Genomic DNA, 24739 nt, shown 5'->3' with positions numbered 1-24739 from the left:
GTGGCCCCTAGGGTCCGCAATGACAAGGAATACCAAGGCTTCGCACGGTTCAGCATCATTTCGAATGCTTGCAAAGTACGTAGTGAAACGCTAAGCGACAACAGCATTCGCCCATGTGATCCAGATACGAAAACGGGCGGTCAACCGCCCGTTTTCGCTGACTTCCATCACAACTCAGTGAGGCCGCGTGTAGGACTCCTGGTCCTGCGACTCCTCTCTTGGTGCATCGACCTTCGGCTTATCGCCGTCGGCAGCCTGACGCGGCTGCAGCGGACGCTCCAGCACGATATCCAACACCTCGTCGATCCAGCGCACCGGATGGATATCCAGCGACGCTGTGATGTTCTCTGGGATGTCCGCCAGATCCTTCTTGTTTTCGTCAGGAATGATCACCGTGGTGATGCCGCCGCGGTGAGCCGCTAGCAGCTTCTCTTTGAGACCACCGATCGGCAATACACGTCCGCGCAGGGTGATCTCACCCGTCATGGCAACCTCGGAGCGTACCGGCACCTTGGTCAGCGCCGACACCAGGGCCGTGCACATGGCAATGCCCGCGCTCGGTCCATCCTTCGGCGTAGCACCCTCCGGCACGTGGATGTGGATGTCGTACTTCTCATGGAAGTCCGCCTCAATACCCAGGCGCTCAGCGCGCGCGCGCACCACTGACAAGGCGGCCTGGATCGATTCCTTCATAACGTCGCCGAGCTGACCCGTATGCACCAGGCGCCCCTTACCAGGAACCACCGAGGCTTCGATGCTGAGCAGGTCGCCGCCCACCTGGGTCCAAGCCAGACCCGTCACCAGGCCCACTTCGTTCTGCAATTCCTTGCGACCGAAGTCGAAACGACGCACGCCCAGGTAATGCTCGAGATTCTCTGAGTTCACCATCACGCGACCAGGTGCCTTAGCCTTCGATTTGGCCGTCTTTACGGCTGTGGCCGACTTCTTCGCCACCTCCTTCGAAGCCGCCTTCTTGACCTGCCCCAGCGTCAACTCCTTCACCACCTTGCGGCAGATCTTGGACACTTCGCGCTCGAGGTTGCGCACGCCCGATTCGCGCGTGTAGTAACGCACGATGTCGCGCACGGCACTTTCGTCCACGCTCAGCTCTTCCGGCTTCAGGCCATTGGCCTTCAACTGTTTGGTCAGCAGATACTTCTGAGCGATATTGAGCTTCTCATCTTCGGTGTAACCCGGGATGCGAATGACTTCCATGCGATCCAGCAGCGGACCGGGAATGTTCAGCGAGTTCGCCGTAGCGACCCACATGACCTCGGAAAGATCCAGGTCGACTTCCAGATAGTGATCGTTGAATGCGTGGTTCTGCTCAGGATCAAGCACCTCAAGCAGCGCCGAGGACGGGTCGCCACGGAAGTCCATCGACATTTTGTCGATCTCGTCCAACACAAACAGCGGGTTCTTCGAGCCCACCTTATTCAGGTTTTGCACGATGCGGCCCGGCATGGAGCCGATGTAGGTACGGCGATGACCACGGATCTCGGCTTCATCGCGCACGCCACCCAGGCTCATGCGAACGAATTTGCGGTTAGTCGCCTTGGCGATCGACTGCCCGAGCGAGGTCTTACCCACACCCGGCGGACCGACCAGGCACAGGATGGGACCACGCATGGTGTTCACACGCTGCTGCACCGCCAAGTATTCGAGGATGCGCTCCTTGACCTTCTCCAGGCCAAAGTGATCGGCATCCAACACTTCCTGCGCGAGCTGGAGATCTTTGCGGACCTTGCTCTTTTTCTTCCACGGCACACCCACCAGCCAGTCAAGGTAGTTACGCACCACCGTGGCTTCGGCAGACATGGGTGACATCTGACGCAGCTTGCCAAACTCCTGACGCGCCTTGGCCAGCACGGGCTTGGGCATGCCTGCCGCTTCGATCTTCGTCTGCAGATCTTCAATTTCGTTCGGGCCGTCCTCGCTCTCACCGAGCTCCTTCTGGATGGCCTTCATCTGTTCGTTGAGGTAGTACTCGCGCTGGCTTTTCTCCATCTGCGACTTCACTCGGCCGCGGATGCGCTTTTCCACCTGCTGCAGGTCCATCTCACCATCGACAAGCCCGATCAGCAACTCGAGACGCTGACCCACATCGGCCGTTTCCAGCACCCTCTGCTTGTCGGCCATGCGTACGGACAAGTGCGCCGCAATGGAGTCGGCCACGCGTGACGGATCATCGATACCGGACAGTGTTGCCAGCACTTCTGGCGGCAGCTTGCGGCTCTGCTTGACCAGCTGCTCGAACAACGACACCAGCGTGCGTGACACCACGTCGAGCTCGCGCTCTTTTGCACTGTAGACCGGCTCAATGACGCGCGACGTGGCGGTCAGCATGCCGCCCTCTTCGTCGTAGTTCTCGATGGCCACGCGCGACTGGCCTTCGACCAGCACCTTCACGGTGCCATCGGGCAACTTCAGTAACTGAAGCACGCCGGCCAGCGTGCCGATTTCGTGCAGGTCGCTGATCTTGGGATCGTCGATGTCCGGGCTCTTTTGTGCGACCAGCAAGATCTGGCGCTCGCCCTCCATCGCGCGCTCCAGCGCACGCATGGACTTGTCGCGGCCGACGAACAACGGAATGACCATGTGGGGATACACCACCACGTCACGCAGCGGCAAGACTGGCAGTGCGTCCAGCGTGGCTCCGGTGACTTGGGGGTTGGGGGCGGTCTTTGCCATCGAAGAGAATCTCTCGTGATGAAATCGTCTTTGCACCGACACTGCGCCGGGTGCATCTGTACGTCAAGTGGTGGCTCGGAGGCATGCACTCAAGTGCATGAACCACCACGCAAACAAAATGGCCCTGGCATTTCTGCCAGGGCCATTCAAGTCACTTGTTGCGCTTGAACTGCTCAGGCGGCGTCGCCGCCCTCGCCTGCCGCACGCGGCTGCTTGAGGTTGCCGCGATAGATCAGGTACGGCTCGGCCTGGCCCTCGATGACAGCATCGTCCACCACGACCTTGCTGACGTGCTCCAGCGACGGCAGCTCGTACATGGTGTCCAGCAACACTTGCTCGAGAATGGTGCGCAGGCCGCGAGCGCCAGTCTTGCGCTTCAGGGCCTTGCGAGCGATAGCCTGCAGAGCCTCCGGGCGGAATTCCAACTCCACGCCTTCCATCTCGAACAGCTTCTTGAACTGCTTGGTGACGGCGTTCTTGGGCTCGGTGAGGATCTTCACCAGCGCGGGCTCATCGAGCTCATCGAGCGTAGCCACCACCGGCAGACGACCGACGAATTCGGGAATCAGGCCGTAACGCACCAGATCCGACGGCTCGACCTCCGACAGCAGTTTGCCCAGGTTTTCCTTCCGCTCCTTGCTGCGGACCTCGGCCGAGAAGCCGATGCCCACAGTATCGGAACGCTGCTGGATCACCTTCTCGAGACCCGCGAATGCACCACCGCAGATAAACAGGATGTTCTTGGTGTCGACCTGCAGAAATTCCTGCTGCGGATGCTTGCGACCGCCCTGCGGCGGCACCGAGGCAAGCGTGCCCTCGATGAGCTTGAGCAGCGCCTGCTGCACGCCTTCGCCGGACACGTCGCGAGTGATCGACGGGTTCTCGCTCTTGCGGGAAATCTTGTCGATTTCGTCGATATACACGATGCCCGACTGCGCCTTGTCGACGTCGTAGTCGCACTTCTGCAGCAGCTTCTGAATGATGTTTTCCACATCCTCGCCCACGTAACCGGCTTCGGTCAGGGTGGTAGCGTCGGCGATGGTGAACGGCACGTTCAGCAGGCGCGCAAGCGTTTCGGCCAGCAGCGTCTTGCCCGAGCCGGTCGGGCCAATCAGGAGGATGTTGGACTTGCCGAGCTCGATGTCATCGCTCTTCTGACGCGACTCCATACGCTTGTAGTGGTTGTACACGGCCACCGCGAGCGCCTTCTTTGCTCGCGTCTGACCGACCACGTACTGGTCGAGCGTCTCCATGATCTCGCGCGGCTTGGGCAGCTGGCTACGCCCGGAGGCAGCCTTCTCTTCCAGCTCTTCGCGGATGATGTCGTTGCACAGCTCTACGCATTCGTCGCAAATGAACACGGACGGACCCGCGATCAGCTTGCGCACTTCATGCTGGCTCTTGCCGCAGAAGGAGCAGTAGAGAATCTTGCCGCTGTCGTTGGAACGGCCCTGCCGGTCGTCGCTCATGCCTGGATCCTGCTAGTAAATCGATTGCGGTTTGAGAATAGCACAGCGTTCCGCGTCTGCAGCCAGGCGCGGAACGACTTGCAAACCCGGGACCAAATGCCTGAAATCAGCCCGATTTCACCGATTCGATGGCACGGCGGTCGAGCACCTGATCGATCAGGCCGTACTCCTTGGCCGCCTCGGCGCTCATGAAGCGGTCTCGCTCCATGTCCCGCTCGATCTTGTCCAGGGGCTGACCGGTATGCTGAACGTAAATGTCGTTCAGACGGCGGCGCAGGTACAGAATCTCCTGGGCCTGGATCTCGATGTCGGTCGCCTGGCCGCGGGCACCGCCCGACGGCTGGTGAATCATCACGCGCGAGTTGGGCAACGAGTAGCGCTTGCCCTTGGCGCCCGCCATGAGCAGCAACGAGGCCGCGCTGCAGGCCTGGCCGATGCACATGGTGCTTACGTCCGGCTTGACGAACTGCATGGTGTCGTAGATCGCCAACCCGGCGGTGACGGCACCGCCCGGGCTGTTGATGTACAGATGGATGTCCTTGTCCGGGTTTTCCGACTCAAGGAACAGCATCTGCGCGACCAGCAGGTTGGCGACCTGATCGTTCACCTCGCCCACGAGGAAGATCACGCGCTCCTTCAGGAGGCGCGAATAGATGTCGTACGAACGCTCGCCGCGGGCGGTCTGCTCGACGACGATCGGTACCAGGTTAAGGTTTTGGATCGGGTCCATAGCCATGCTTTGTCGCTCTCCGGTTGATGGGCCTAAGGATGCCTCAGGCACTGACCGGGCGCATCACCTCGTCGAAGCCCAGGTTCTGGACGGTGGTCGTGGCGTGATCAGCCACCCACTCCGCCACCTGATCTTCCATGACGCGATTCTGCAGCCCGGACATCAGTTGGGGGTCACGGTTGTAAAGTTCAACAACCTTCTCCGGCTCCTCGTAGGTCGAGGCAATGGCGGCCAGCTGCTCGGCGATGCGGGTGCGGTCGATGACCAGCGCCTGCTTGCGGGCAATCTCGCCCATCAGCAGACCAGCGATAACGCGCTTGCGAGCAACCGGGGCGGCGGCATCGAGCAGCTGCGGCGGCACCTGCTGGCCACGCGGGATGCTGCCCTGGGCCAGCGCATGGGCCTCGGACTGCACCATCACGTTCGGCACATCCAGGTCCGGATGGGCGTTGGCCAGCTTCTCCGCCACTTCGGACTTCAGGCGAGCCATCAGGGTGGCCTTCAGCTCGCGCTCAAGGTTGGCGCGGACTTCCTTGTGGAACTTCTCCAGATCACCGTCGGTGATACCGAACAACTGGGCAAAGTCACCGTCCACTTCCGGCAGCTTCGGCTCCTGCACCTTAATGACCTTAAAGTGGCACTGGGCGGTCTTGCCGGCCAGGCTTTCATTGCGGAAATCAGCCGGGAACTCGACGTCGGCATTGAACTCTTCGTCAGCCTTGCGGCCGGTGAGCACGTCGTCCAGCGCCTTGAACAGGTTGCCCGAGCCGAGCACGCTGCCGGCCCGCTCCAGGCCTTCCGTCGGGAAGCGGTAGTCACCCGCCTGCGCGGAGTATTCGAACATCACGAAATCACCCTCGACCGAGGCGCGTTCGACCGGGTCGAAGCTGCGACGCTGCAGACGCAGGGTTTCGATCATCTTCTCGATGTCGGCATCAGTGACTTCGGCCACCGGGCGGCTGATCTCGAGCTTTGCGATGTCGACTTCCGGGAACTCCGGCATCACCTCGAAGGTGGCGGTATAGGCGATTTCGCCGTTTTCCGGGCGACCCGTCGTGTCGATCGCAGGGTTGGCGATGGGACGCAGATTTTCCTGGTTGACGGCTTCGCGCAGCGTGCTGCCGATCAGGTCGGAGAGCACTTCGCCACGCACCTGATCACCGAAACGCTGCTGGATCACTGCGGTCGGCACCTTGCCCGGGCGGAAGCCCTTCAGGCGCACCGTGCGACCCATCTCGGCGATGCGGGCGCTCACCTGCGACTCGAAACGGTCCGCGGGGAACTTCACCGTGAGCTTGCGCTCGAGCTTGCCGACGTTTTCAACCGAAACCTGCATGACGTCTCCTGGTGTACCGGTAAGGGCGCCCGTCAAAGGCGCCTGGCGGCCCGGGGCCGCCTGCAAATAAAGAAAATCCAAGGGATGGTGCGAAAGAAGGGACTCGAACCCTCACGGTGTTACCCGCTGGAACCTAAATCCAGTGCGTCTACCAATTCCGCCACTTTCGCATCAGAACTACAAAGAGGAAATGTCCGTAAGCATCGGATTTCCAAGGGAATAAACGAGTCAAAAAAACCGTTACACCCCGCCCCGCCAGCTTCCGGGCACTCCGCCCCTAAGTCGATGATTCCCTTACACGAAAGCGGGTCATTTTACGGTTCGCGTGGGCGGCAGCACAAGCGGGGCAAGAACTCTTTGGCAACCGCCGCGACAGTACCGCAACGACTAGCCTTCTCGAGCATCGGCTAATACGTCACAACTCCCGCAGCACACGGAAGCCAACGCGCCCGCTGCGCACGCTCGCGTCGGCGCCCTGCCGATAGGCCGAGCGCACTTGATCCGGCGAACTTCCCCACGAACCGCCACGTACTACCCGAACGCCACACCCCGGATTGACCCAGGCACTGCCATCGCGGGGCGCTCGCAGGTAGCTATCGTGCCAACAGTCCTGCACCCATTCGGAGACATTGCCGTCCATGTCGTACAAGCCGAAAGCATTTGGCGCAAAGCTCATGGCCGGCGCAGGCCCCCAGTAACCGTCGCGATACCCCTGGAAGGCATTGCTCCAGCGCCGGCCGCTAGGCGAGCGGTCTCCCGAGCCCGTGAGATTTTCCACCTTGCCCGTTGGTGCCCCATCACCCCACCAATAGCGGGTCGTGGTGCCACCGCGCAGTGCATATTCAAACTCGGCCTCGCTGGGCAGACGGTAGGTCTTGCCGGTTCGCTGACTTAGCCAGTCCACGTAGGCCCTGGCGTCGTTCCAGGACACGTTGACCACGGGGAGTCGACTATCCGCGTTTTTGCCGGCGTAGTCGTTCTGCCAGGTAGCGCTGGAATCGTCGCGCATGGCGCCGGTGCCCTCGTCGTACACACTGGCACCACCCAGCTTGACCGAGTCAGGCTGATAGCCGCTGGCCCGAACGAACTCACGGAACTGTCCCACGGTGACTGACGTGCGCGACAGCGCGAAACCCTTGGCGATAGTGACTTCGTGTTGCGGCGTCTCGGCATCCTCGCGCCCGGATTCGTTGTCAGGCGCGCCCATCTGAAAACTGCCAGTAGGGATAACCAACATCGACGGCGTCTGCCCCGGGATGTCAGCAAAACGGTCAGTAAAGACCTGCCCCGGCTTGTAGCTTGCATAGAGGCGCGCGTTGGTGAGCCGCTCGGCGAATTCGTTGAGACCCGCCAGATCCGGACTGATGACCTTGGCCTGGTCCGCCAATTGCTGCGCCAGTGCGAGGTTGCCCGCATCAAGCGCTGAGCGCGCCTGTGCAAGCAAGCCGTTGGCCCGCGCCTGCCGCATGCTATCGACGCGACCATGCACGTCGCGCAGCGCCTGTGAATCGGGTGCCATCTGCCCCGCCTCGGTCAGCGCTTGATCAGCGGCCTTGAAGTCGTTCTGTGCCACGGCGGCCAGTGCGCGATCGAGGATGGCGCGCTGCACCTGCAGCGTGCCCTGCGAGGCCACCGCGTTATCCGGATCCAGCTGCTGGACCTGCCGGTAGAGTTCCAGTGCATTGTTCCCGGCCGGCTGGTCGGCATTGCCTTGCTGCAACAACGCCGCTGCCTTCGCAAGTAATGGACGGACCTGGGTCAGCACCTTCAGCTTGCCTTGAAGCTGGTTCACGTCGTCCGTGGAATCAGGAATGAGCTTGAGCGTATCGAGTAGGTCGCCGGCCGAATCCGCATCACCCACGGCGACGTCCTGGTTGATCTCGGCAACCAGGCGTGCGCGCACTTCGAACAGCCCTTGGGCAGCCCGGCGGCTATCGGGCTTGTCCTTGAGCGCCAGCGCGAACAGCGCCGCTGCACTGCTCGGATCGCCGGCCAACTGCCCCGCCTTCAGTGCCTTATCGGCGCGCGCGATCAGCGCCTCGACCTCAGGCGTATCTGCACTCAGCTGATCGGGAAGGTTGGTGTTCTTCTTGCTCAGGCGTGCCACCACGACGTCCGTGGGCGCCAAGGTCAGCGGCGGCCCCGCATCCACCTCCGACGGCTCCGGCAGGCGCGACGACGATGCCGGCGCCACCGGCGTCATCGGGCCGAGATTCATCGCGCGATGCGTAGCAGTGGCCGACGGCTCGACGTGGAACACCCGCGGGAAAAAGTGATAGACGAGTGCGAGCCCCAGCACGGCGACACCCACGGCACCGCCGAAGGATCTCTGTCGTCGTACGGTTTCCTTGCTCGGCATGTTGGGCGTCCTTGGGTGGCCTGCTATGGTGGCGGTCTAAACCATAGGCACAAACCGATGTCAGGACAATGCACACGTGCACGTCCTGCGTCGCCAGGAAGACGCATGCAACAAGAAACCTCTCTCGCGCCCGACGCCACCTGGATCCAGCGGCGCGAAGACCTGCAGGCTTGGCTGGCAGCTCTGCCGGACGATGCCGCGTTGGGCTTCGACACCGAATTCATGCGCCGAAACACCTTCTATCCGCAATTGGCGCTGATCCAGATGGGCTGGAACGGGCGTTACGCGCTGATCGATCCGCTAGCCTTCGACATCGGCGACGCACTGCGCCCGCAGATCGGCGACGGCAATGCAGTCACCGTGATGCACAGTGCAAGCGAAGACCTCGAAGCGCTCTCCCCCTTCCTGCCCCACGGGCCGCGCCAGCTGTTCGATACGCAGATCGCCGCCGCCTTTGTGGGCATGGGGCTTGGCATCAGTTATCGCGCACTCGTGGCCGAATTGGCCGGCGCGGAACTGGACAAAGGCGAAACACGCTCCGACTGGTTGCAGCGCCCCCTCACCGATTCGCAGTGCGCGTATGCCACGCTGGACGTGGTCTACCTCAAGACCGTGCACGAACAATTGGCCGAACGACTCGCGCAGCGCGACCGCACGGCATGGCACGCCGAGGATTGCGAACGCCTCAAGCAGCGCGCCTGCTATCGCGGTGGCGATCCGCAACCGCAGCGTGGCTTCCGCAGCGCCTCGGATTGGCGTCCCGAGCAACGCGCCCTGCTGCGTCGCGTGCTGCTGTGGCGCGACCAGTCCGCACGTACACTCGATCGGCCTCGGCCCTGGCTGCTCGAAGATGCCGCCGCGATGAGCCTAGTGCAGCAACCGCCGCGCTCCGCCAACGAGCTCGACACACGTACGCGCGGTCAGCGTGCGCTGCGCTCGCCGCAGCGGGCTGAACTGCTTGACCTGCTGCAGCAGGCAGTCGATGCCGACGAGGTCGCCGCCACCGATGCCATTCCCGAGTCGCCGCAGGGCGAAGCAAAGCGCGCCCTCACAGCCATGAAGGATTGCGTGGACAAACGTGCCGGCGAACTCGACCTGCCCCCCGGCCTACTGTGCCCGCGCAAGGCGCTGGAGGAATACGTAGTCACCGCTAAATGGCCTGACTTCCTTGAAGGATGGCGCCGCGAAGCCCTGTTCGAGCCGCTGAGCCGCCTGCTTCCCTGAGCATGAACCCGGGGCTTGGCGAACGCCAAAGATCGCTGGTAACATCTTTGGCTCATGTGGGGCCATAGCTCAGCTGGGAGAGCGCGTCGTTCGCAATGACGAGGTCGGGAGTTCGATCCTCCCTGGCTCCACCACTTCTTTAAAACGAACAGCGCTTTATGCCCCCGGCATAAAGCGCTGTTTTGTTTTGGGCGACGACAGGCTGCCGGTCGATCGCTTCCGCAAGGGTGGAACGCCATGCAGGGAATGCGCGCGCCATCGTCAATTCACCAGCGGTGGTTCGCTCACCACCGGGCGACGCACGCTCAACGCCGTTCCGGCAGCGGCCACGATGATGGCGACGATCGCCAGCCACTGCAGCAAGCTGAGGTGCTCGCTCAACAGGACCGCACCCGCCAGCGCCGCGACGGCCGGCTCGAGGCTCAGCAAGGTACTGAACGTGCGTGCAGGCAATCGCGTCAACGCAACCATCTCCAGTGAATAAGGCAACGCCGAGCTGAGCACCGCCACGCCGAGCGCATAGGGCAACAGCGAAGGCGACAGCAAGGTGCTACCCGCGTGTGCGACACCAAAGGGAATCGCCAGCAAGGCGCCGATCGACGTACCCCAGGTGACCGCATCCCCACCGTGAGCCTCGCCGGCCTTCTTGCCGAATACGATGTACAACGCCCAACCGAGACCCGCCGTGAGTGCGTAGGCCACGCCCACCGGGTCCAGCGTTTGTACCTCGCCGTGCAATGGCAACAACAGCCCCAAGCCCGCGACGACCAATGCAATCCACGCGAAGTCGATCAGGCGGCGCGAACTGAATACCGCCAACGCCAGCGGCCCCGTGAACTCCAACGCCACCGCAATGCCCAGCGGAATGGTCCGCAGTGACATATAGAACACCAGATTCATTGCACCCATGGCGAGCCCATAGGCCCACAGCGAGCGCCAACTCGTGCCATTCAAACGCCGCCACGGCCGTCGCCAAAGTAGCAGGATCAACGCACTGAGCCCCAGGCGATACGCGGTTGCCCCCTGCGCGCCAACAGCCGGAAACAAGTGCTTGGCCAACGAGGCACCGCACTGGTACGAAACCATGCTGATCAACAACGCGCCGATCGCGAGAGCGACCGGGCCTAGGGTGGTGCGTGGGGACATGGGGAGCGCCGCAACGATGCAATGACAACATGATGCCTGTACACCCTTGCGAAGCCCACTGCCTCTGGCACGCGCTCGCGTCCATTGCTGACAGATACCGACAGCAGTGATGCGTCCCGCCTCAACAGGTCATGCGACAAGGTCTGGCTCTTTCGACGCGCACGCACTGTGGCGTCCCTGCGCAACGAGCCTCTGTACCCGACGCTCAAAGCAGAACACCGTTGCAGCATTTTCTTCCCGATACTCGGCAGCGCGTCACATCGTTGCGCGGATCAAAGCGTCAGGGCCGTGAGCTCGATTAGCTCACGCTGTCCTCACGCCCTCTCCCCGATATAGGCCGACGTGTAATGCGCCGGCCACCATGGACAGCACGCCGGCGCACGAAGAACTTGAGTGGCGCGAGCCACTCTCGTGGCGCACACCGCACCCGGGGCAATTTCGTTAGCTATCCATTGGCTTGTTGTAGCGGCCCCGTACCGTGCTGCAAGTGTGCATGTGGGAGCGGGCACTCATCTCCAGGGGATGGGGCCCGAAATCAACTTGTCAAACCAACATGGAGTTCTGCTATGCAATTCGATGACATCGTTTCCAGCTGGCTGAATGGTGAAGATAGCTTTGGCGGTCACGCCAATCCGGCCGGTCCGCTCTATATCCAGGGAGCTGGAGCTACCGAGGCCGCATTGACGAGCGACAAAACCGTCAAGAGCATGCTTACCTCGATCGGAACGACGTGCTCGACCTGCTCCATCCACTCGAGCGGTGGTGGTTGCGCCTGCTGTTGATGCGTGATTGAGTCGGCGTGCAACCGCCGATCGGTTGCGCGCCGATTTTCCCACGAATTTTCCCTTACGCACCGGCGTCGAGAGAATGATGGCTGATACCGCATCCACCAAATCCTTTGCCGCAATCATCGAGCACTTCACGTCGCCATCGCGAACGTGCCTGGAAACCTTCCTCGCGGGTAAGGCGGTGCAACTCCGCGACGGGGAATCCGCCATGATTCTTGCCACGGCGACGCAGGCCTTGAATGATGCGGCAAGGCTAAAGCTCAACCGCGTGCTTCTGCTCGAACTGCATGCCGCCAAATTGGCGGGCGAGTTGACGGCGAGCGGTGATGACGACGGATTCGATGATTTCGTCGAACGGAGTCGTCGCCCCGAGTTCGCCGCGCACCTTGATCGTCGCTACCCACCCTTGCTTGAGCGACTGGAGACCTCGCTCAGCCAGCAGGAAAAGGCGATCGAAGCGATCGTCCAACGAATGGTGCACGACCGTGCCGCGATTGCCTCGCTGCTCGGACGCCCACCAGGTCGACTCATGGCCCTGGGCCTGGGTCATGGCGATCTGCATGCAGGCGGGCAAGCCGTCGCACGACTGACCTTTGAACATGGCATCGCCATGTACAAGCCGCGCTCGCTGCGCGTGGACGCCGTGCTCGATCGATTGCTTGCCGCCACGTTCAAATCCGGCGCGCGCATTCGCGTGCCTCGTGTGGTCGAGCGGGACGATTACGGCTGGGCCGAATTCATCGAGCACCGCTACTGCGAGGGCGACGACGAACTTCGCTTGTTCTACCTGCGACTCGGCCATTGGCTGGCCGTAATGCGCCTACTGGGTGGCACCGACATCCATCTTGAAAACCTGATTGCGCACGGCCCCACACCGATCGTCATCGACGTGGAGAGTCTGTTCTCGCCGCTGCCCGGAGTCCCGCCATCGGGTTATGGAAAAGCCCACGATCTGGCCGAATCGATCGTGCGTAGCTCCGTCCTGCGCACCGGCATGGTGCCTTACCGCGCACCGGCGCTGGGTTTCGATGGCGTGGACATGTCAGCCGCCGGCGCCCTGCCCAACCAACAGCCACAAGTCAGCGCGCCCTTCATTGCCAATGAAGGCACCACAGATGCGCACGTGGAAATCGTCAGTGTCGACATGAACGTCGCACAGAACCATCCAAGCGCCAATCCGCAGGTCGCGCTCTACTGGAACCACATCAGCGAAGGCTTTCTTGAAGCCACTGCGATCTTCAAGGACATGGACAGCCGTGGCGAGCTGACGCCGCTCATCGATGCGTTCGAAGGTTGCTTGATTCGCGACATTCGCCGCCCCACCCAGGCCTACAGCGAGATCGGACGCATGCTGTGGCACCCCGCATCGCTGCATGACGAAGCCAAAGCCATTGAACGCGCCCGCGACCTGTTCGCGCGCAACGCCCTCGTCGTGCCCATCGCTCCTTCGTCTCACCAAGAGATCATGGACGAGATACGCGACCTGCGCTTCGGCGACATCCCGGTTTTCGTTGCGCCCTTGGGTCGAGATCGCATCGACACCGCACTAACCGACTGGCGGTCCATGCGCGTTGAGCTTGAGGAAATGACGATACGCAGCGCTCTCGTTGTGACCGAACTCAATGTCGGCGCGGACGAATCCGAAAAACAGGGGGACATCCTCTATTTCGCCAGACACCCTCATACGCGCCACCTTGACGAGCGTCGCCGAACCTTGGCGGCTGCAGCGGTGGAGCGACTGATCAAACTATCCGTGCGTGGCGATGACGACTCGGTCACCTGGATCACCCCGGAAACCACCAACGCGGGGTGGACCGTTCAACCCCTGCAGGCGGACAACTACTTCGGGCTGGGCGGCGTGCTGTTCGCGCTGGTCGGCTACCAACATGAGGTTATGCAAGGGCGCGCAAACGCCGTCGATGGGCTCGACCGAATCGTCGACGGCAGCCTGCGCGTCATGCAGGTACTCGACGAGGCCGAACCACCGGCTACCTTCGGCGGACTCAGCGGCTTCGGCGGCCGCCTGTGGACCTGGCTGGCCCTCTACGAATTGACCGGCCGCCCCGAATGGCTACAGCGAGCCGAGCATTGCGCAGGCATGCTTGAGACCAAGGGGTTCAATGATGATCGCCTGCTTGATTATCTCGATGGCACCACCGGCAGCATCATTCCTCTGTGCCACCTGGCCGACGCCACCGGCGACTCGCGCTGGCATGCGCTGGCAGCAAAAGCAGCCAGCCATCTTGAAGCGCAAGCCGTGGTCGACGATCGGGGAGCCCGCTGGCACACCTTGGTATTCAACGACCCCATCGGTGGATTCGCGCACGGCGCCACCGGCATCGGCTGGGCGCTGGCACGTCTGGCCTTGACGGAGGCCGGCACGCAGGATGATCGCCTGCGATGGCAGACGCTCGCGCAAAAGGCATTCGCTTTCCAGGACTCGCTATTCGATGAGGAGCTTGGAAACTGGCTCGACGCCCGCCAACTGACTCGCGTGAAAAGCTTCCACACCTGGTGCAACGGCAGCGTCGGCATCGGCCTCGCCGCGGCGGATCTGTTTGCCCGCACCGGAGACCCGCGCTATCGGATCACCCTGCGTCGCGCGGTTGCGGCCTCCCGCAACCGCTGGGGCGCGAATCACACGCTTTGCCACGGCGACTTTTCGCTTTGGGAGTTGTTCATGCGCGCGGTGCATGCCGATCCCGAAGGCTGTGCGTGCGATGTGGACGAAACCAAATCTCAGGTCATCTCCGCCATTGAAGAACACGGCGGCGTCATCGGTGGCATGACGCGCGCGGCATTCACGCCGGGACTCATGACTGGGCTGGCCGGTGCAGTGCACAGTTTCAACCGCATGCATCCCGAATGCCGCCTGCCCTCACCTCTCCTGCTAGAGCGGATGAAGGAGCACGGCTGACGGCTCACGCGATCGAAATATCCTGCGAATTGGCTGACTGCAAGGAAAACGACAGCGGCTTGCCCCTTGATGTCACGCGTGGAGGGCACACTTCCGGCACTGCACGCCGGAAAAAACGGCCGCCACAGTGATTGTCACTTGCCGTCCCACGGAGATTTGTTTGTCATGACCCCGCAGGAACAACAACTACTCGATGATTTCCTCCAGCGGCTCGCCGCCGCCGGTAGCGTGATGAAGGATCCGCAAGCCGATGGCCTGATCCGCCAGCGGCTGGCATCGCAACCCGATGCGCTTTACCTCCTCGTGCAGCGCAGCCTGTTGCAGCAGCAGGCGCTCGATGGTGCCAAGACCCAGATCGCCCAGCTTCAGTCGCAGCTCGCTTCACAGCAAGGCGGAGGCAGCTTCCTTGGCGGCCAGCCCGCGTCCTCGGCCTGGGGCACCGTGCCTCCGCCGATGCCGCAACAGCCCATGCCGCAGCAAGCCGCGCCCGGTTGGCGTGATCGGTTGTTTGGCGGCGCCCCCGCGCAGCCCGCACCGGCCGCCGCGCCAAGTTTCCTGTCGCAAGCGGCAACCACCGCCGCAGGCGTCGCAGGCGGCATGTTTCTGTTCGACGGCATCGAGAGCCTGATGGGCGGCCACCACGGCGGTGGCTTCTTCGGTGGCGGACAGCAGCCCGTGGTCGAGAACATCACTGAGAACAACACCTACTACGACAACAACAACGATCGCCTCGACAACGACCACAACCGCGACGATTTCGCCCCGAACGATGATTTCAATTCGTCGAACGACTTCGACGACAGCGGATCTGACGACAACAACTGGGCGTAACCTGCTCGCCGTTGTCGACGCATGAACGCCTCCCCGTTTGGGGAGGCGTTTCATTTATAGAGGGTCGGCGCCAGCCAGTGCCCTTAGTTGCGGGTGCCGTGATCGGCTCAGGTCCTCGCGCAGCGCTTCCACGAAATAGGTGGGCGCTGCCGCCATAACGCGGCGCAACAAAATGCAGGCTTCATCAATGCGCCCCTGCTCCGTGAGCACGGACGCCCAACTGCACTGCCCCCGATAGTCACCCTTCTCCGCGGAAAGGCGATAGAGCTCGCGCGCTCGCTCGGGATCGGCCTCGGTCTCCCAGCCGAACTCGTAGTACTGGCCGAGGAAATGCATGGCGCGGCCATGCCCGCGCTCCGCCGCACGACTGAACCACAGGAAGGCGGCCGCGCGATCTGCCTTCACGCCTCGTCCTTGCGCGAGCACGTGGGCGTAGTTGTACATGCCCCAATCGGAGCCATGCTCGGCCGATTCGCGGTACCACACCACGGCAAGCTCGTAGTCAACCGCCCCGCCCCAGCCGTTTTCCAGGCAGCGTCCCAGCATGTTCATGGCCATGGCTTCGCCATGGTGCGCGGCATGCTGGAACCAGTAGCGCGCTTCCGCACCATTGCGGTCGCACCCGATGCCTTCCAGGTACATCTGCCCCAGCGCGAGCTGCGAGGGGCCATCACCGGCCAACGCCTGCACACGCAGCATGTGCAGCGCGCTCGGAGGATCGGACCTCAGCAACTGCGGAAAGTCATCGCGGGCACCGTGCGCGGCCGTCATGTCGCTGACCACGCGCGCAACAGGTTGTGATACACGCCAGTAAGGCGCAGCACGTCCGCCTGCGGCGCATTCGCCTGCCCAAGGCTCTGGATGGAGATATCGAGTTCGAGCAGCAATCGGCGTTGGGCTTCGTCGCGTACCAAACTCTGGATCCAGAAGAACGCCGCCACGCGCTCGCCGCGCGTTACCGGTTCCACGCGATGCAGGCTGCTGGCGGGATAAAGAATCATGTCGCCCGCGGCGAGCTTGACGGTGTGTGAGCCGTAGGTGTCGTCGATCACCAGGTCGCCGCCGTCGTACTCCTCGGGGTCGTTGAGGAACAGCGTGGCGGAGAGATCCGTACGCACGGGTACGCTGGTGTCACCGCGACGGTCATAGCGAATCGCGTTGTCAATGTGCATACCAAACGACTGCCCGCCGCGATAGCAATTGAACAGCGGCGGAAAGATGTGGCGCGGCAACGCCCCAGCGAAAAAGGTGGTGTTGCGGGCCAGTGCAGCCTCGACCAACGCGCCCAATTCCCCGGCCTCTGCACAGCCTTCCGGCAACTGCAGGTTGTGCTTGGCCAGCGCGGATTGATGCCCGGCCGTGACTCGGCCATCGCCCCACGGTGCCTGTGCGAGGCGTCGCCGGCATTGGGCGAGCTCGTCGGCGTTCAGTACCTCAGGGACGTGGAGCAGCATCGTGTTTCCTCAATACGTATCGGCCGTGCCCTTCTGTAGGGCACGGCCGAGGCTCACGACCGTATCAGAAACTGATGTTAGCCGTGAGAATGCCCGCCCGTCCCGGGGCGACCGATGCGTAGTGGGACGCGTAGGCCTTGTCGAAGTAGTAACGGTTCGCAAGGTTCTGCACGTTGAGCTGCAGCGACAAATGAGAGTTCACGACGTAGGACACCATGGCGTCGAACCGCGTATACGACGGCACCCATTTGGTGTTGGCCGTGTTGCCGAACACCTTGTCCTGGTAATACGCGCCACCGCCCACCGTCCACTGCGAGGTGATCGCGTAGGTGGTCCACAGGGTGAAACTATTCTTCGGCGTATTGGGGAATACATTTCCCTGGCTGGCCGCATCGCCCGGCCCGGTCTTCACCAGTTCGTTGTCGAGGTAGGTATAACCGCCATAGACATTCCAGCGGTCGGTGACCTGACCACTGAAGCCCAGCTCGACACCATCCACGCGCTGCTCACCCGCATTGATCTGCGGACTACCGCGCCCACCCATCGCCACACGGGCATTGGTCTTTTCGCTGCGGAACACGGCTGCTGTCAGCGACAGGCGCTGGTCCAACACGTCCCACTTGGTGCCCAGCTCGATATTGCGGCTGCTTTCGGGCTTGAGGTCCTGGTTGGTCAGCGCGATGCCATCCGCGCCGTCGCCTGCATCCACACCCGGCGGATTGGACGAGGTGCCCCACGTCACGTAGACGCTGCCATTGGCGGCCGGCTTGTAGACCACACCCAACTGGTAGTTCCAGAAGTTGGAGTCATTGCTGACCCGGCTCACCGCGCTGGTGGTCGTCGTCGTTGTGGTGGAGCGCGTACTGAAGCTATCGAAGCGTACGCCGCCATTGACCGACCATTGCGGATTGAACGCCACCGTGTCGAAGGCCCATGCCGAACGCGTGTCGGTAACGATACGCGTGGGGTTCTGTCCGCCGACGATCGCGCCGTTGAACGGATCGTGCGGGGTCGGATCCTGCGCGCTGGTGCACCAATAGTTGGACCGCGCACCGATGCCGTACTTGCTGCTGCAAGCGCCGTTGACGATGGAACCGGTGTTGTGGGTGTCGCTGGCATTCTTCGCCGGATCGACCAGATAGCTGGTGCGCTGCGTCTTCTCGCTGCTCAGCTCGATGCCCGCAGCAAGGCTGTGCTTGAGCGACCCGGTTTCGAACTCGCCCGTCAGGTCGGTCTGGTTGGTGATGTTGGTCGTGTTGCTGTCGCGGTTGTTGTTGCGGCGCCACACGCCGCCGTTCACCAGGAAGTTGCCCTGGCTATCATCCGGCTGGGTCCAGATGTAATCGTTGGTGGAGCGCGCATAAACCGTGGTGTTGCGCAGCAACCAGCCATCGCCGAAATCGTGCCTGACCAGAATGCTGCCAATGTCGTTGGACTGCTTCTGGTAGTCGCGGTCCAGCCAGCCGTAGTACGTGCCGCGCGGCACCGAGTACGGGCGACCGTCGCCGTTGAGGCGGGCGTACGGGCTCGTGGCGGCAAACGGGTTGTTGTAGGGAATGCCGCTGTCCGGCGTGTCATCACTCTGCAGGTGGTAATAGCTGAGCGTGACGTTGGTCGGCGAGTGCAGGCCAAAGGTCACCGACGGGGCGATGCCCCAGCGCGACATATCGGGCCCGTTGCGGCCGGCCACATCATTGCTGTGTCCCATCACGTTGAGGCGAACGGCCGAGTCCGCGCCCACCATCTGGTTCCAGTCGACCGTGCCGCGGTAGTAGCTGTCGGTACCGACGCCCGCCGTAGCGCGCACGAAGTTCTCCGCCTTGGGCGCCTTGGTGACCAGATTGATGCTGCCGCCGACGCCGCCACGCCCGGTGTAGGCCGAGCTCGGGCCCTTCATCACTTCGACCTGATCGATGTCGAAGATTTCGCGGGACTGCGAGCCGGAACTGCGCACGCCGTCGATGAACACCGAGCTTTCGGAGTCGAAGCCGCGGATGATCGGGCGATCGCCGTTCGGGTTACCACCTTCGCCTGCGCCGAACGTGATGCCGGGCACTTGGCGCAGCACGTCCAGCAGCGAGGTCGCTGCCGTCTGCTGGATGATCTGCTGCGGCACCACGGTGACCGAGCGCGGCGTGTCCAGCAGCGGCGCCGTGAACTTGGGCGAGGTGGCATTCACTACGGTAGAACGCACCTTGATGCTGTCCAGGTTCTGCGCGTCCTGTGGATCGGCAACCGATTCGGCCGGGGCATCGCCGGTAGCCATGGCAGAAGTCGATACCAGCGCCAGGCCAAGGGCACTGGCCATCAGGCGAATCGGCGGGTTGGCCGAAGAAGAGACAAACGTCTTGGGGGTCATGCTCGATCCTTCGCGCAGGCGAACACCGGCCGCCCAGATTCAGGGCAGCCGCTCGCCGTCGGGTTGAGGGGAAAGGTGGGAGCGTGAGGGCCATGCCCTGCACGTTTCGCATGAACTTACGTTAACAATATTGAGAATGATTCGCAATATCTTCCGTCACCACACTCGCCGCCCCTGCGCACCCACCCCTGCCGCGCTCACCGAACGTCCAGTCGCGCTAGAACACATGCGTCAGTCGAGGATCGCCCAGGCGCACCACCTCACATCTACGCATACGCCATCCGGCAAGCATCCTCTGGCCTAGCGGAAAACCGATGCGACCCTGTTAGCCTTGCGCCGCCTGCACGAGCGCGCGCGCCCTTCACGGGCTTGCACGCTATGCATTCATCGGGGGCATGTACGTTCGTACGGCGTTGGGCGATCCATCGGATACCCTGCGGGTCGAATTCACGCCTCCCACCCGACAGCGGAAGAACGGCATGCAGAACCTGGAAGACACCAAGCTCGCCATCATTGGACTCGGCTACGTCGGCCTGCCGCTGGCCGTCGAATTCGGCAAGCACTACGACACCGTCGGCTTCGACATCAACCAGCGGCGCATCGACGAACTCAGCAGCGGCATCGATCACACGCTCGAAGTCAACAACGAAGAACTGGCGGAAGCCAAACGACTGCGCTTCGCCTCGCAACTGTCGGAACTGGCCGACCGCAACGTCTACATCGTCACCGTGCCCACGCCGATCGACTCGGCCAAGCGCCCCGACCTCACCCCGTTGATTCGCGCCAGCGAAACCCTGGCCAAGGTGCTCAAGCGCGGCGACACCGTGGTTTACGAATCAACGGTGTATCCCGGTTGCACCGAGGAAGTGTGCGTTCCCCTGCTTGAGAAAGGCTCAGGCCTGGTGTTCAACCGCGACTTCTTCGCCGGCTACAGCCCGGAACGCATCAATCCCGGCGACAAGCAGCATCGCGTTACCAGCATCCTCAAGGTCACCTCCGGCTCCACGCCCGAGGCGGCCGATTTCGTGGATCGCCTCTACGGCTCGATCATCACCGCTGGCACGCACAGGGCCAGCTCGCTGAAAGTGGCCGAAGCCGCCAAGGTCATCGAGAACACGCAGCGCGACCTCAACATCGCCCTGGTCAACGACCTCTCCATCCTGTTCAACAAGCTTGGCATTGACACGCTTGAGGTATTGCAAGCTGCTGGCACGAAATGGAACTTCCTGCCCTTCCGGCCGGGCCTGGTGGGCGGCCACTGCATCAGCGTGGACCCGTATTACCTCACCCATAAGGCACAGGAGGTCGGCCACCATCCCGATGTCATCCTGGCCGGCCGCCGCACCAACGACGGCATGGGCCCCTACGTGGCCAGCGAAGTGATTCGCCTGATGGTGCGCAAGGGCATCAACCCGGTGCGCGCGCGCGTGCTGATTCTTGGCCTGGCCTTCAAGGAAAACTGTCCTGACCTGCGCAACACGCGCGTGGTCGATATCGTGCAGGCGCTACGCGGCTACAACGCCCAGGTCGACGTGCACGACCCATGGGTCAATGCAGCCGAAGCCGAACACGAATATGCGCTTACGCCCATCGAAACCCCCAGCCACGGCGACTACGACGCGGTGATCATCGCCGTGGGCCATCGCCAATTCACCGCATGGGGAGCCGAAGGCATCCGCGCATTCGGCAAAGGATCGTCCGTGATTTACGACGTCAAATATGTGTTGCCGCGCGAAGCGGTCGACGGTCGTCTCTAAGGGGTTGCGTCATGAAAGTGTTGGTTACGGGTACGGCAGGCTTTATCGGTTCGCACGTTGCGCAGCGTCTGCTCGAGCGCGGCGACGAAGTGGTAGGCCTGGATAACCTCAGCGATTACTACGACGTCAGCCTGAAAAAGGCGCGACTGGCGCGTTTTGCAGACAATCCTGGCTACACGCATATCCAGGCTGACCTGGCCGACCGCGCCGCCGTGGAACAAACGTTTGCCGAGCACCGCCCGCAACGCGTGGTCCACCTGGCCGCCCAGGCGGGCGTGCGCTATGCCGCGCAAAATCCGCACGTCTACACCAGCAGCAACGTCACCGGCTTTTTGCACATACTGGAAGGCTGCCGCCACAACGGCGTGGAACATCTCGTATTCGCCTCCACCAGCTCGGTGTACGGCGCAAATACGGCCATGCCCTTCTCCGAACATAAGTCGGCTGAGCATCCGCTTACGCTTTACGCCGCCACCAAGAAGGCGAACGAGCAGATGGCGCACAGCTATGCGCATCTGTACGGTATTCCCTGTACGGGCCTTCGCTTCTTCACCGTGTACGGTCCGTGGGGTCGCCCGGACATGGCCTTGTTCCTGTTCACCCGCGCCATCCTTGCGGGCGAACCGATTCGCGTCTTCAACCATGGCAAGCACAAGCGCAGCTTCACCTATGTCGACGACATCGTCGAAGGCGTGATTCGCACGCTGGACAAAGTGCCGCCCATCGACGAACGCTGGGACAGCAATCAGCCGGACCCGGCCAGCAGCGGCGTCGCGCCGTACCGCCTGTTCAACATCGGCAACGAGCGGCCCGTGGAATTGCTGAAGTACATCGAAGTGCTCGAAGCATGCCTCGGCCGAAAGGCCATCATGGAGATGCTTCCGCTGCAACCCGGCGACGTGCCGGACACCGAAGCTGATGTAACGGACCTGATACAGGCCGTTGGCTATAGGCCGCAGGTGTCGGTAGAAACAGGCATCGCCAACTTTGTACGCTGGTACAAGGAGTACTACCGCGTGTGATCGACTAAGGCGAACACCAGTCCGGAACGACTGAGCGTAACGCCAAAGACCTGATCCACGATCAACAGGGCAGTAAACGACGTGGATCCGTAGGGGGTTGGTGTGATCATCGACTACTTGAATGGTGCGCATCCGAAGGATGTGGAAGCCGACCTGTGCATCGTCGGCGCGGGTGCCGCCGGCATTGCCATCGCGCACAGCTTCATCGGCACATCGGTACAAGTGTGCCTGCTCGAAAGCGGCGGACTCGGTGGCGAGGACCGCAGCCAGGCACTTTGCGAAGGCAGCTCGTCCGGCCATGTGGAATTCGATCCGGGCACATCGCGCATGCGCGTGTTCGGTGGCAGTTGCAATCTGTGGGGCGGCGGCTGCATCCCGCTGAGCAGCGACGACCTCAAGCCACGCGACTGGGTGCCGCACAGCGGCTGGCCGATCAGCTATGCCGAGCTGGAGCCTTACTACGCGCGTGCACGCTCGTTCTGCCAATTGGGTGACATCACCTTCACCGAGGGCACGTTCACCGAGCCCACCGCGCGCACCGTGCTTCCGTTCGATGACGACAAGCTCATCAACCCGCTGTTCGCACGCTGCAGCATCCTGTTTGGCGATGCCTACCGCGACACGCTGGATCGCGCACCCAACATCAAGGTGCTGCTGCACGCCAACCTGCTCGAACTGATGCCCTCCGCCGATGGCGTGCATGTCCAAGAAGCCGTCATCGGCTCGTTGGGCGGTCAGCGCGGACACGTGCGGGCGCGGCACTACGTGCTGGCCTCCGGTGGCATCGAGAATGCGCGCCTGCTGTTGCTGTCCAACTCCGTCGTGCAGGAAGGCCTGGGCAATCAGCGCGACGTCGTTGGCCGGTATTTCATGGACCACCCCAGCGGCACACTGGGCACGCTGACGGCCGACGAGTCGCACCGCGTCACGCGCCCTTATGAGCGCCTGCGCGGCAAGAATGCACCTTCGTCGTTTCCAGAGATTGCCCTGTCTCCGGCCTACCAGCGCTCGCAACGCGTGCTCAACGGGCGCGTCCATCCCTTTGGCGTGGAAGGCCCACTTCCGCGCGGCATCCGCGCACTGCGCGAACTGCGCACCGCCATGCGCAAAACGGTGCAGGACGAAAACGCACTGCTGGAAGCGCGCCTTTCCGAAGCGCTGCGCAACGCGCCGCCCGGAGAAGTCATCACCGCACCGTCCAGCCTCGGGCTCACCGCGCTGAAACTCGGCCTGGGCGTCGGCGACATCGCCAAGGCCTTCGTCCACAAGCTCACCGACCGACCAGCGGTACGCAATAGTCATGTCGAACTGGTCGGCTATTTCGAGCAGGCGCCCAATCCAGAAAGCCGCATCACGCTGAGCAACGACACCGATGTACTCGGACAGCGCAAGGTTTGCGTGGACTGGCGCCTTACATCGCTGGACCACCATACCTATCGACGTTCCGCCACTCTGTTCGGTAACGAACTCGCCCGCTCGTGCAACGGACATTTTGCCCTGGCCCCATGGCTGGCCGACGCGGGTCGTGCGGAACCTGACATCCACGGCACCGCCCACCACATCGGCACAACGCGCATGTCCGACAACCCCGGCCAAGGCGTGGTGGATCGCGACTGCAAAGTGCACGGCATGGACAATCTGCATGTTGCCGGCAGCTCGGTCTTTCCCACCGGGGGCTGGGCGTTCCCCACCTTCACCATCGTCGCCCTCAGCCTGCGCCTTGCCGATGAACTGCGCGTCCTGCTGATGAGCGGCTTTTTGTAGTGCGAGGCAAAGGAATGCACGCTGCGATGCTCCCCAAGATGACGTTTTCCCGCTTCACACACCGTGTGGCCGCCGCGCTGCGCGCCTGCCGGTTCGCCCCACCCGCCGCAGGCGAAGCGCGCGTCATCGTCTTCGACAGCGCGCCGTGGTGGCCGCTGCGCGAGGACGCGGCGAGCCTGCTTTCGCCCTATGAAGCCGGCCGCGCAGCGCGCTTCCGCCACGCGCTGGACCACGACACCTACACCATCGCCCACGCCTTCTGGCGCGTCGCATTGGGTGCGGCGCTGAATTCTGATCCAGCCGCCGTGGAGCTGGTCCGCTCGGCACACGGTCAGCCCCTGCTTCCGGGCAGCGGCCTTTGCACCAGCCTTAGCCACAGCGGCACCATGGTCGCCGTGGCGATCGCCCGTGGTGCCGCTATCGGCGTGGATATCGAAGGGTTTCCTTCGCGCACACCATTGCACGACCTCGCCGGCGCACTATGCACACCCCAGGAAGCCGCAGCGATGTCGGAACTCGACGGCGAAGCGCGTAGCCGCGCGCTGCTCGACCTGTGGACGCGCAAGGAAGCCCTGTTGAAGGCTTTCGGCGTAGGCCTGCGCGTCCCACCGTCCACCATCGAGGCACACCTCGATGGCCTGATCGATCCACCCGACGAAGCGAAGGACGCTCCGTCCTGCCGCCTGTTCTCACTATCGATGCCGGTGGGCTGGCTGGGATCTCTCGCCATCACCGGCGACATCGAGCACTACTCGCTGCATCACCTCTGACACATCCGACGCTGCCATCCGGCAACGATGCCGCGCGCGTTGGCCGACTCTTCTCATGTAACACCCCTGAGACAGCCGAACAGGCTGTGCCATCGGTAAACCGTTAGTTGCATCGACATGCA

17 protein-coding genes and 2 tRNA genes are annotated in these 24739 nt (G+C 62.7%); 9 read left to right on the top strand and 10 right to left on the bottom strand.

Features of this window, described 5'->3' with window-relative positions:
• Positions 1–174: 174 nt before the first annotated feature.
• The 6 genes from lon to DyAD56_RS10095 form a co-directional block, all read right to left on the bottom strand.
• Positions 175–2691 (bottom strand): endopeptidase La, encoded by a 2517-nt coding sequence (gene lon / locus DyAD56_RS10120; RefSeq protein ID WP_102302649.1) that lies wholly within the window; start codon positions 2689–2691, stop codon positions 175–177.
• Between the two features lie 173 nt (positions 2692–2864).
• Positions 2865–4160 carry an ATP-dependent Clp protease ATP-binding subunit ClpX gene (clpX, locus tag DyAD56_RS10115; RefSeq protein ID WP_102302648.1) on the bottom strand — a complete coding sequence of 432 codons (1296 nt, stop codon included), beginning with the start codon at positions 4158–4160 and terminating at the stop codon, positions 2865–2867.
• Positions 4161–4266: 106 nt separating this feature from the next.
• Positions 4267–4896 (bottom strand): ATP-dependent Clp endopeptidase proteolytic subunit ClpP, encoded by a 630-nt coding sequence (clpP, locus tag DyAD56_RS10110; RefSeq protein ID WP_102302647.1) that lies wholly within the window; start codon positions 4894–4896, stop codon positions 4267–4269.
• 37 nt (positions 4897–4933) lie between these two features.
• On the bottom strand, positions 4934–6226 hold the full coding sequence (gene tig, locus DyAD56_RS10105; protein ID WP_102302646.1) for a trigger factor: 1293 nt from the start codon (positions 6224–6226) through the stop codon (positions 4934–4936).
• Between the two features lie 85 nt (positions 6227–6311).
• Positions 6312–6396: transfer RNA gene (locus DyAD56_RS10100), tRNA-Leu, on the bottom strand.
• 245 nt (positions 6397–6641) lie between these two features.
• The gene (locus DyAD56_RS10095; RefSeq protein ID WP_102302645.1) at positions 6642–8585 is read right to left on the bottom strand and encodes an SUMF1/EgtB/PvdO family nonheme iron enzyme; all 1944 of its coding nucleotides are present in this window, start codon (positions 8583–8585) and stop codon (positions 6642–6644) included.
• A gap of 105 nt (positions 8586–8690) precedes the next feature.
• On the opposite strand from DyAD56_RS10095, the gene rnd reads away from it, so the two are divergent.
• Positions 8691–9809: a ribonuclease D gene (gene rnd / locus DyAD56_RS10090; RefSeq protein ID WP_102302644.1), complete on the top strand. Its 1119-nt coding sequence runs from the start codon at positions 8691–8693 to the stop codon at positions 9807–9809.
• A 58-nt stretch (positions 9810–9867) separates the two neighbouring features.
• A tRNA-Ala gene (locus DyAD56_RS10085) sits at positions 9868–9943 on the top strand.
• 127 nt (positions 9944–10070) lie between these two features.
• On the opposite strand, the gene DyAD56_RS10080 is transcribed toward DyAD56_RS10085, so the two are convergent.
• Entirely contained in the window at positions 10071–10955 is an 885-nt protein-coding gene (locus DyAD56_RS10080; RefSeq protein ID WP_102302643.1) for an EamA family transporter, read from the bottom strand.
• A gap of 566 nt (positions 10956–11521) precedes the next feature.
• Between DyAD56_RS10080 and DyAD56_RS10075 the strand changes: the two genes are divergently transcribed.
• The 3 genes from DyAD56_RS10075 (at position 11522) to DyAD56_RS10065 (ending at position 15491) form a co-directional block, all read left to right on the top strand.
• On the top strand, positions 11522–11737 hold the full coding sequence (locus DyAD56_RS10075; protein ID WP_102302642.1) for a DUF6229 family protein: 216 nt from the start codon (positions 11522–11524) through the stop codon (positions 11735–11737).
• An 88-nt stretch (positions 11738–11825) separates the two neighbouring features.
• On the top strand, positions 11826–14660 hold the full coding sequence (locus tag DyAD56_RS10070; protein ID WP_158241307.1) for a type 2 lanthipeptide synthetase LanM family protein: 2835 nt from the start codon (positions 11826–11828) through the stop codon (positions 14658–14660).
• A gap of 165 nt (positions 14661–14825) precedes the next feature.
• Entirely contained in the window at positions 14826–15491 is a 666-nt protein-coding gene (locus tag DyAD56_RS10065) for a DUF2076 family protein (RefSeq protein WP_102302640.1), read from the top strand.
• 54 nt (positions 15492–15545) lie between these two features.
• On the opposite strand, the gene DyAD56_RS10060 is transcribed toward DyAD56_RS10065, so the two are convergent.
• From DyAD56_RS10060 to DyAD56_RS10050, 3 genes are all read right to left on the bottom strand, one after another.
• On the bottom strand, positions 15546–16262 hold the full coding sequence (locus DyAD56_RS10060; protein ID WP_102302639.1) for a tetratricopeptide repeat protein: 717 nt from the start codon (positions 16260–16262) through the stop codon (positions 15546–15548).
• On the bottom strand, positions 16259–16945 hold the full coding sequence (locus tag DyAD56_RS10055) for a Fe2+-dependent dioxygenase (protein ID WP_102302638.1): 687 nt from the start codon (positions 16943–16945) through the stop codon (positions 16259–16261). Before DyAD56_RS10055 ends, DyAD56_RS10060 begins: the two co-directional genes overlap by 4 nt.
• Before the next feature lie 64 nt (positions 16946–17009).
• Positions 17010–19304, bottom strand: a complete 2295-nt coding sequence (locus DyAD56_RS10050; RefSeq protein ID WP_102302637.1) for a TonB-dependent siderophore receptor — start codon at positions 19302–19304, stop codon at positions 17010–17012.
• A 479-nt stretch (positions 19305–19783) separates the two neighbouring features.
• Between DyAD56_RS10050 and tviB the strand changes: the two genes are divergently transcribed.
• From tviB to DyAD56_RS10030, 4 genes are all read left to right on the top strand, one after another.
• On the top strand, positions 19784–21061 hold the full coding sequence (tviB, locus tag DyAD56_RS10045; protein ID WP_102302730.1) for a Vi polysaccharide biosynthesis UDP-N-acetylglucosamine C-6 dehydrogenase TviB: 1278 nt from the start codon (positions 19784–19786) through the stop codon (positions 21059–21061).
• 11 nt (positions 21062–21072) lie between these two features.
• Positions 21073–22083, top strand: coding sequence for an NAD-dependent epimerase (locus DyAD56_RS10040; protein ID WP_102302636.1), 1011 nt, complete (start codon positions 21073–21075; stop codon positions 22081–22083).
• 102 nt (positions 22084–22185) lie between these two features.
• Positions 22186–23847: a GMC oxidoreductase gene (locus DyAD56_RS10035; RefSeq protein WP_102302635.1), complete on the top strand. Its 1662-nt coding sequence runs from the start codon at positions 22186–22188 to the stop codon at positions 23845–23847.
• 26 nt (positions 23848–23873) lie between these two features.
• Positions 23874–24617: a 4'-phosphopantetheinyl transferase superfamily protein gene (locus DyAD56_RS10030; RefSeq protein ID WP_158241306.1), complete on the top strand. Its 744-nt coding sequence runs from the start codon at positions 23874–23876 to the stop codon at positions 24615–24617.
• Positions 24618–24739 lie beyond the last annotated feature (122 nt).

Source organism: Dyella sp. AD56 (genome assembly GCF_002878475.1).
Lineage (GTDB): Bacteria > Pseudomonadota > Gammaproteobacteria > Xanthomonadales > Rhodanobacteraceae > Dyella.
Note: the sequence above shows the minus strand (reverse complement) of the source record. Positions and strands in the feature narration are given on the sequence as shown.

Bases quoted from the DNA above. Each gene is read 5' to 3' on its own strand.
- DyAD56_RS10040 (WP_102302636.1), top strand. From the start codon at position 21,073: ATGAAAGTGTTGGTTACGGGTACGGCAGGCTTTATCGGTTCGCACGTT.
- DyAD56_RS10070 (WP_158241307.1), top strand. From the start codon at position 11,826: ATGGCTGATACCGCATCCACCAAATCCTTTGCCGCAATCATCGAGCAC.
- tviB (WP_102302730.1), top strand. From the start codon at position 19,784: ATGCAGAACCTGGAAGACACCAAGCTCGCCATCATTGGACTCGGCTAC.
- DyAD56_RS10065 (WP_102302640.1), top strand. From the start codon at position 14,826: ATGACCCCGCAGGAACAACAACTACTCGATGATTTCCTCCAGCGGCTC.
- DyAD56_RS10055 (WP_102302638.1), bottom strand. From the start codon at position 16,945: ATGCTGCTCCACGTCCCTGAGGTACTGAACGCCGACGAGCTCGCCCAA.
- clpX (WP_102302648.1), bottom strand. From the start codon at position 4,160: ATGAGCGACGACCGGCAGGGCCGTTCCAACGACAGCGGCAAGATTCTC.
- DyAD56_RS10095 (WP_102302645.1), bottom strand. From the start codon at position 8,585: ATGCCGAGCAAGGAAACCGTACGACGACAGAGATCCTTCGGCGGTGCC.
- DyAD56_RS10075 (WP_102302642.1), top strand. From the start codon at position 11,522: ATGCAATTCGATGACATCGTTTCCAGCTGGCTGAATGGTGAAGATAGC.
- DyAD56_RS10030 (WP_158241306.1), top strand. From the start codon at position 23,874: ATGCTCCCCAAGATGACGTTTTCCCGCTTCACACACCGTGTGGCCGCC.
- DyAD56_RS10080 (WP_102302643.1), bottom strand. From the start codon at position 10,955: ATGTCCCCACGCACCACCCTAGGCCCGGTCGCTCTCGCGATCGGCGCG.
- lon (WP_102302649.1), bottom strand. From the start codon at position 2,691: ATGGCAAAGACCGCCCCCAACCCCCAAGTCACCGGAGCCACGCTGGAC.
- tig (WP_102302646.1), bottom strand. From the start codon at position 6,226: ATGCAGGTTTCGGTTGAAAACGTCGGCAAGCTCGAGCGCAAGCTCACG.
- DyAD56_RS10050 (WP_102302637.1), bottom strand. From the start codon at position 19,304: ATGACCCCCAAGACGTTTGTCTCTTCTTCGGCCAACCCGCCGATTCGC.
- DyAD56_RS10060 (WP_102302639.1), bottom strand. From the start codon at position 16,262: ATGACGGCCGCGCACGGTGCCCGCGATGACTTTCCGCAGTTGCTGAGG.
- rnd (WP_102302644.1), top strand. From the start codon at position 8,691: ATGCAACAAGAAACCTCTCTCGCGCCCGACGCCACCTGGATCCAGCGG.
- clpP (WP_102302647.1), bottom strand. From the start codon at position 4,896: ATGGCTATGGACCCGATCCAAAACCTTAACCTGGTACCGATCGTCGTC.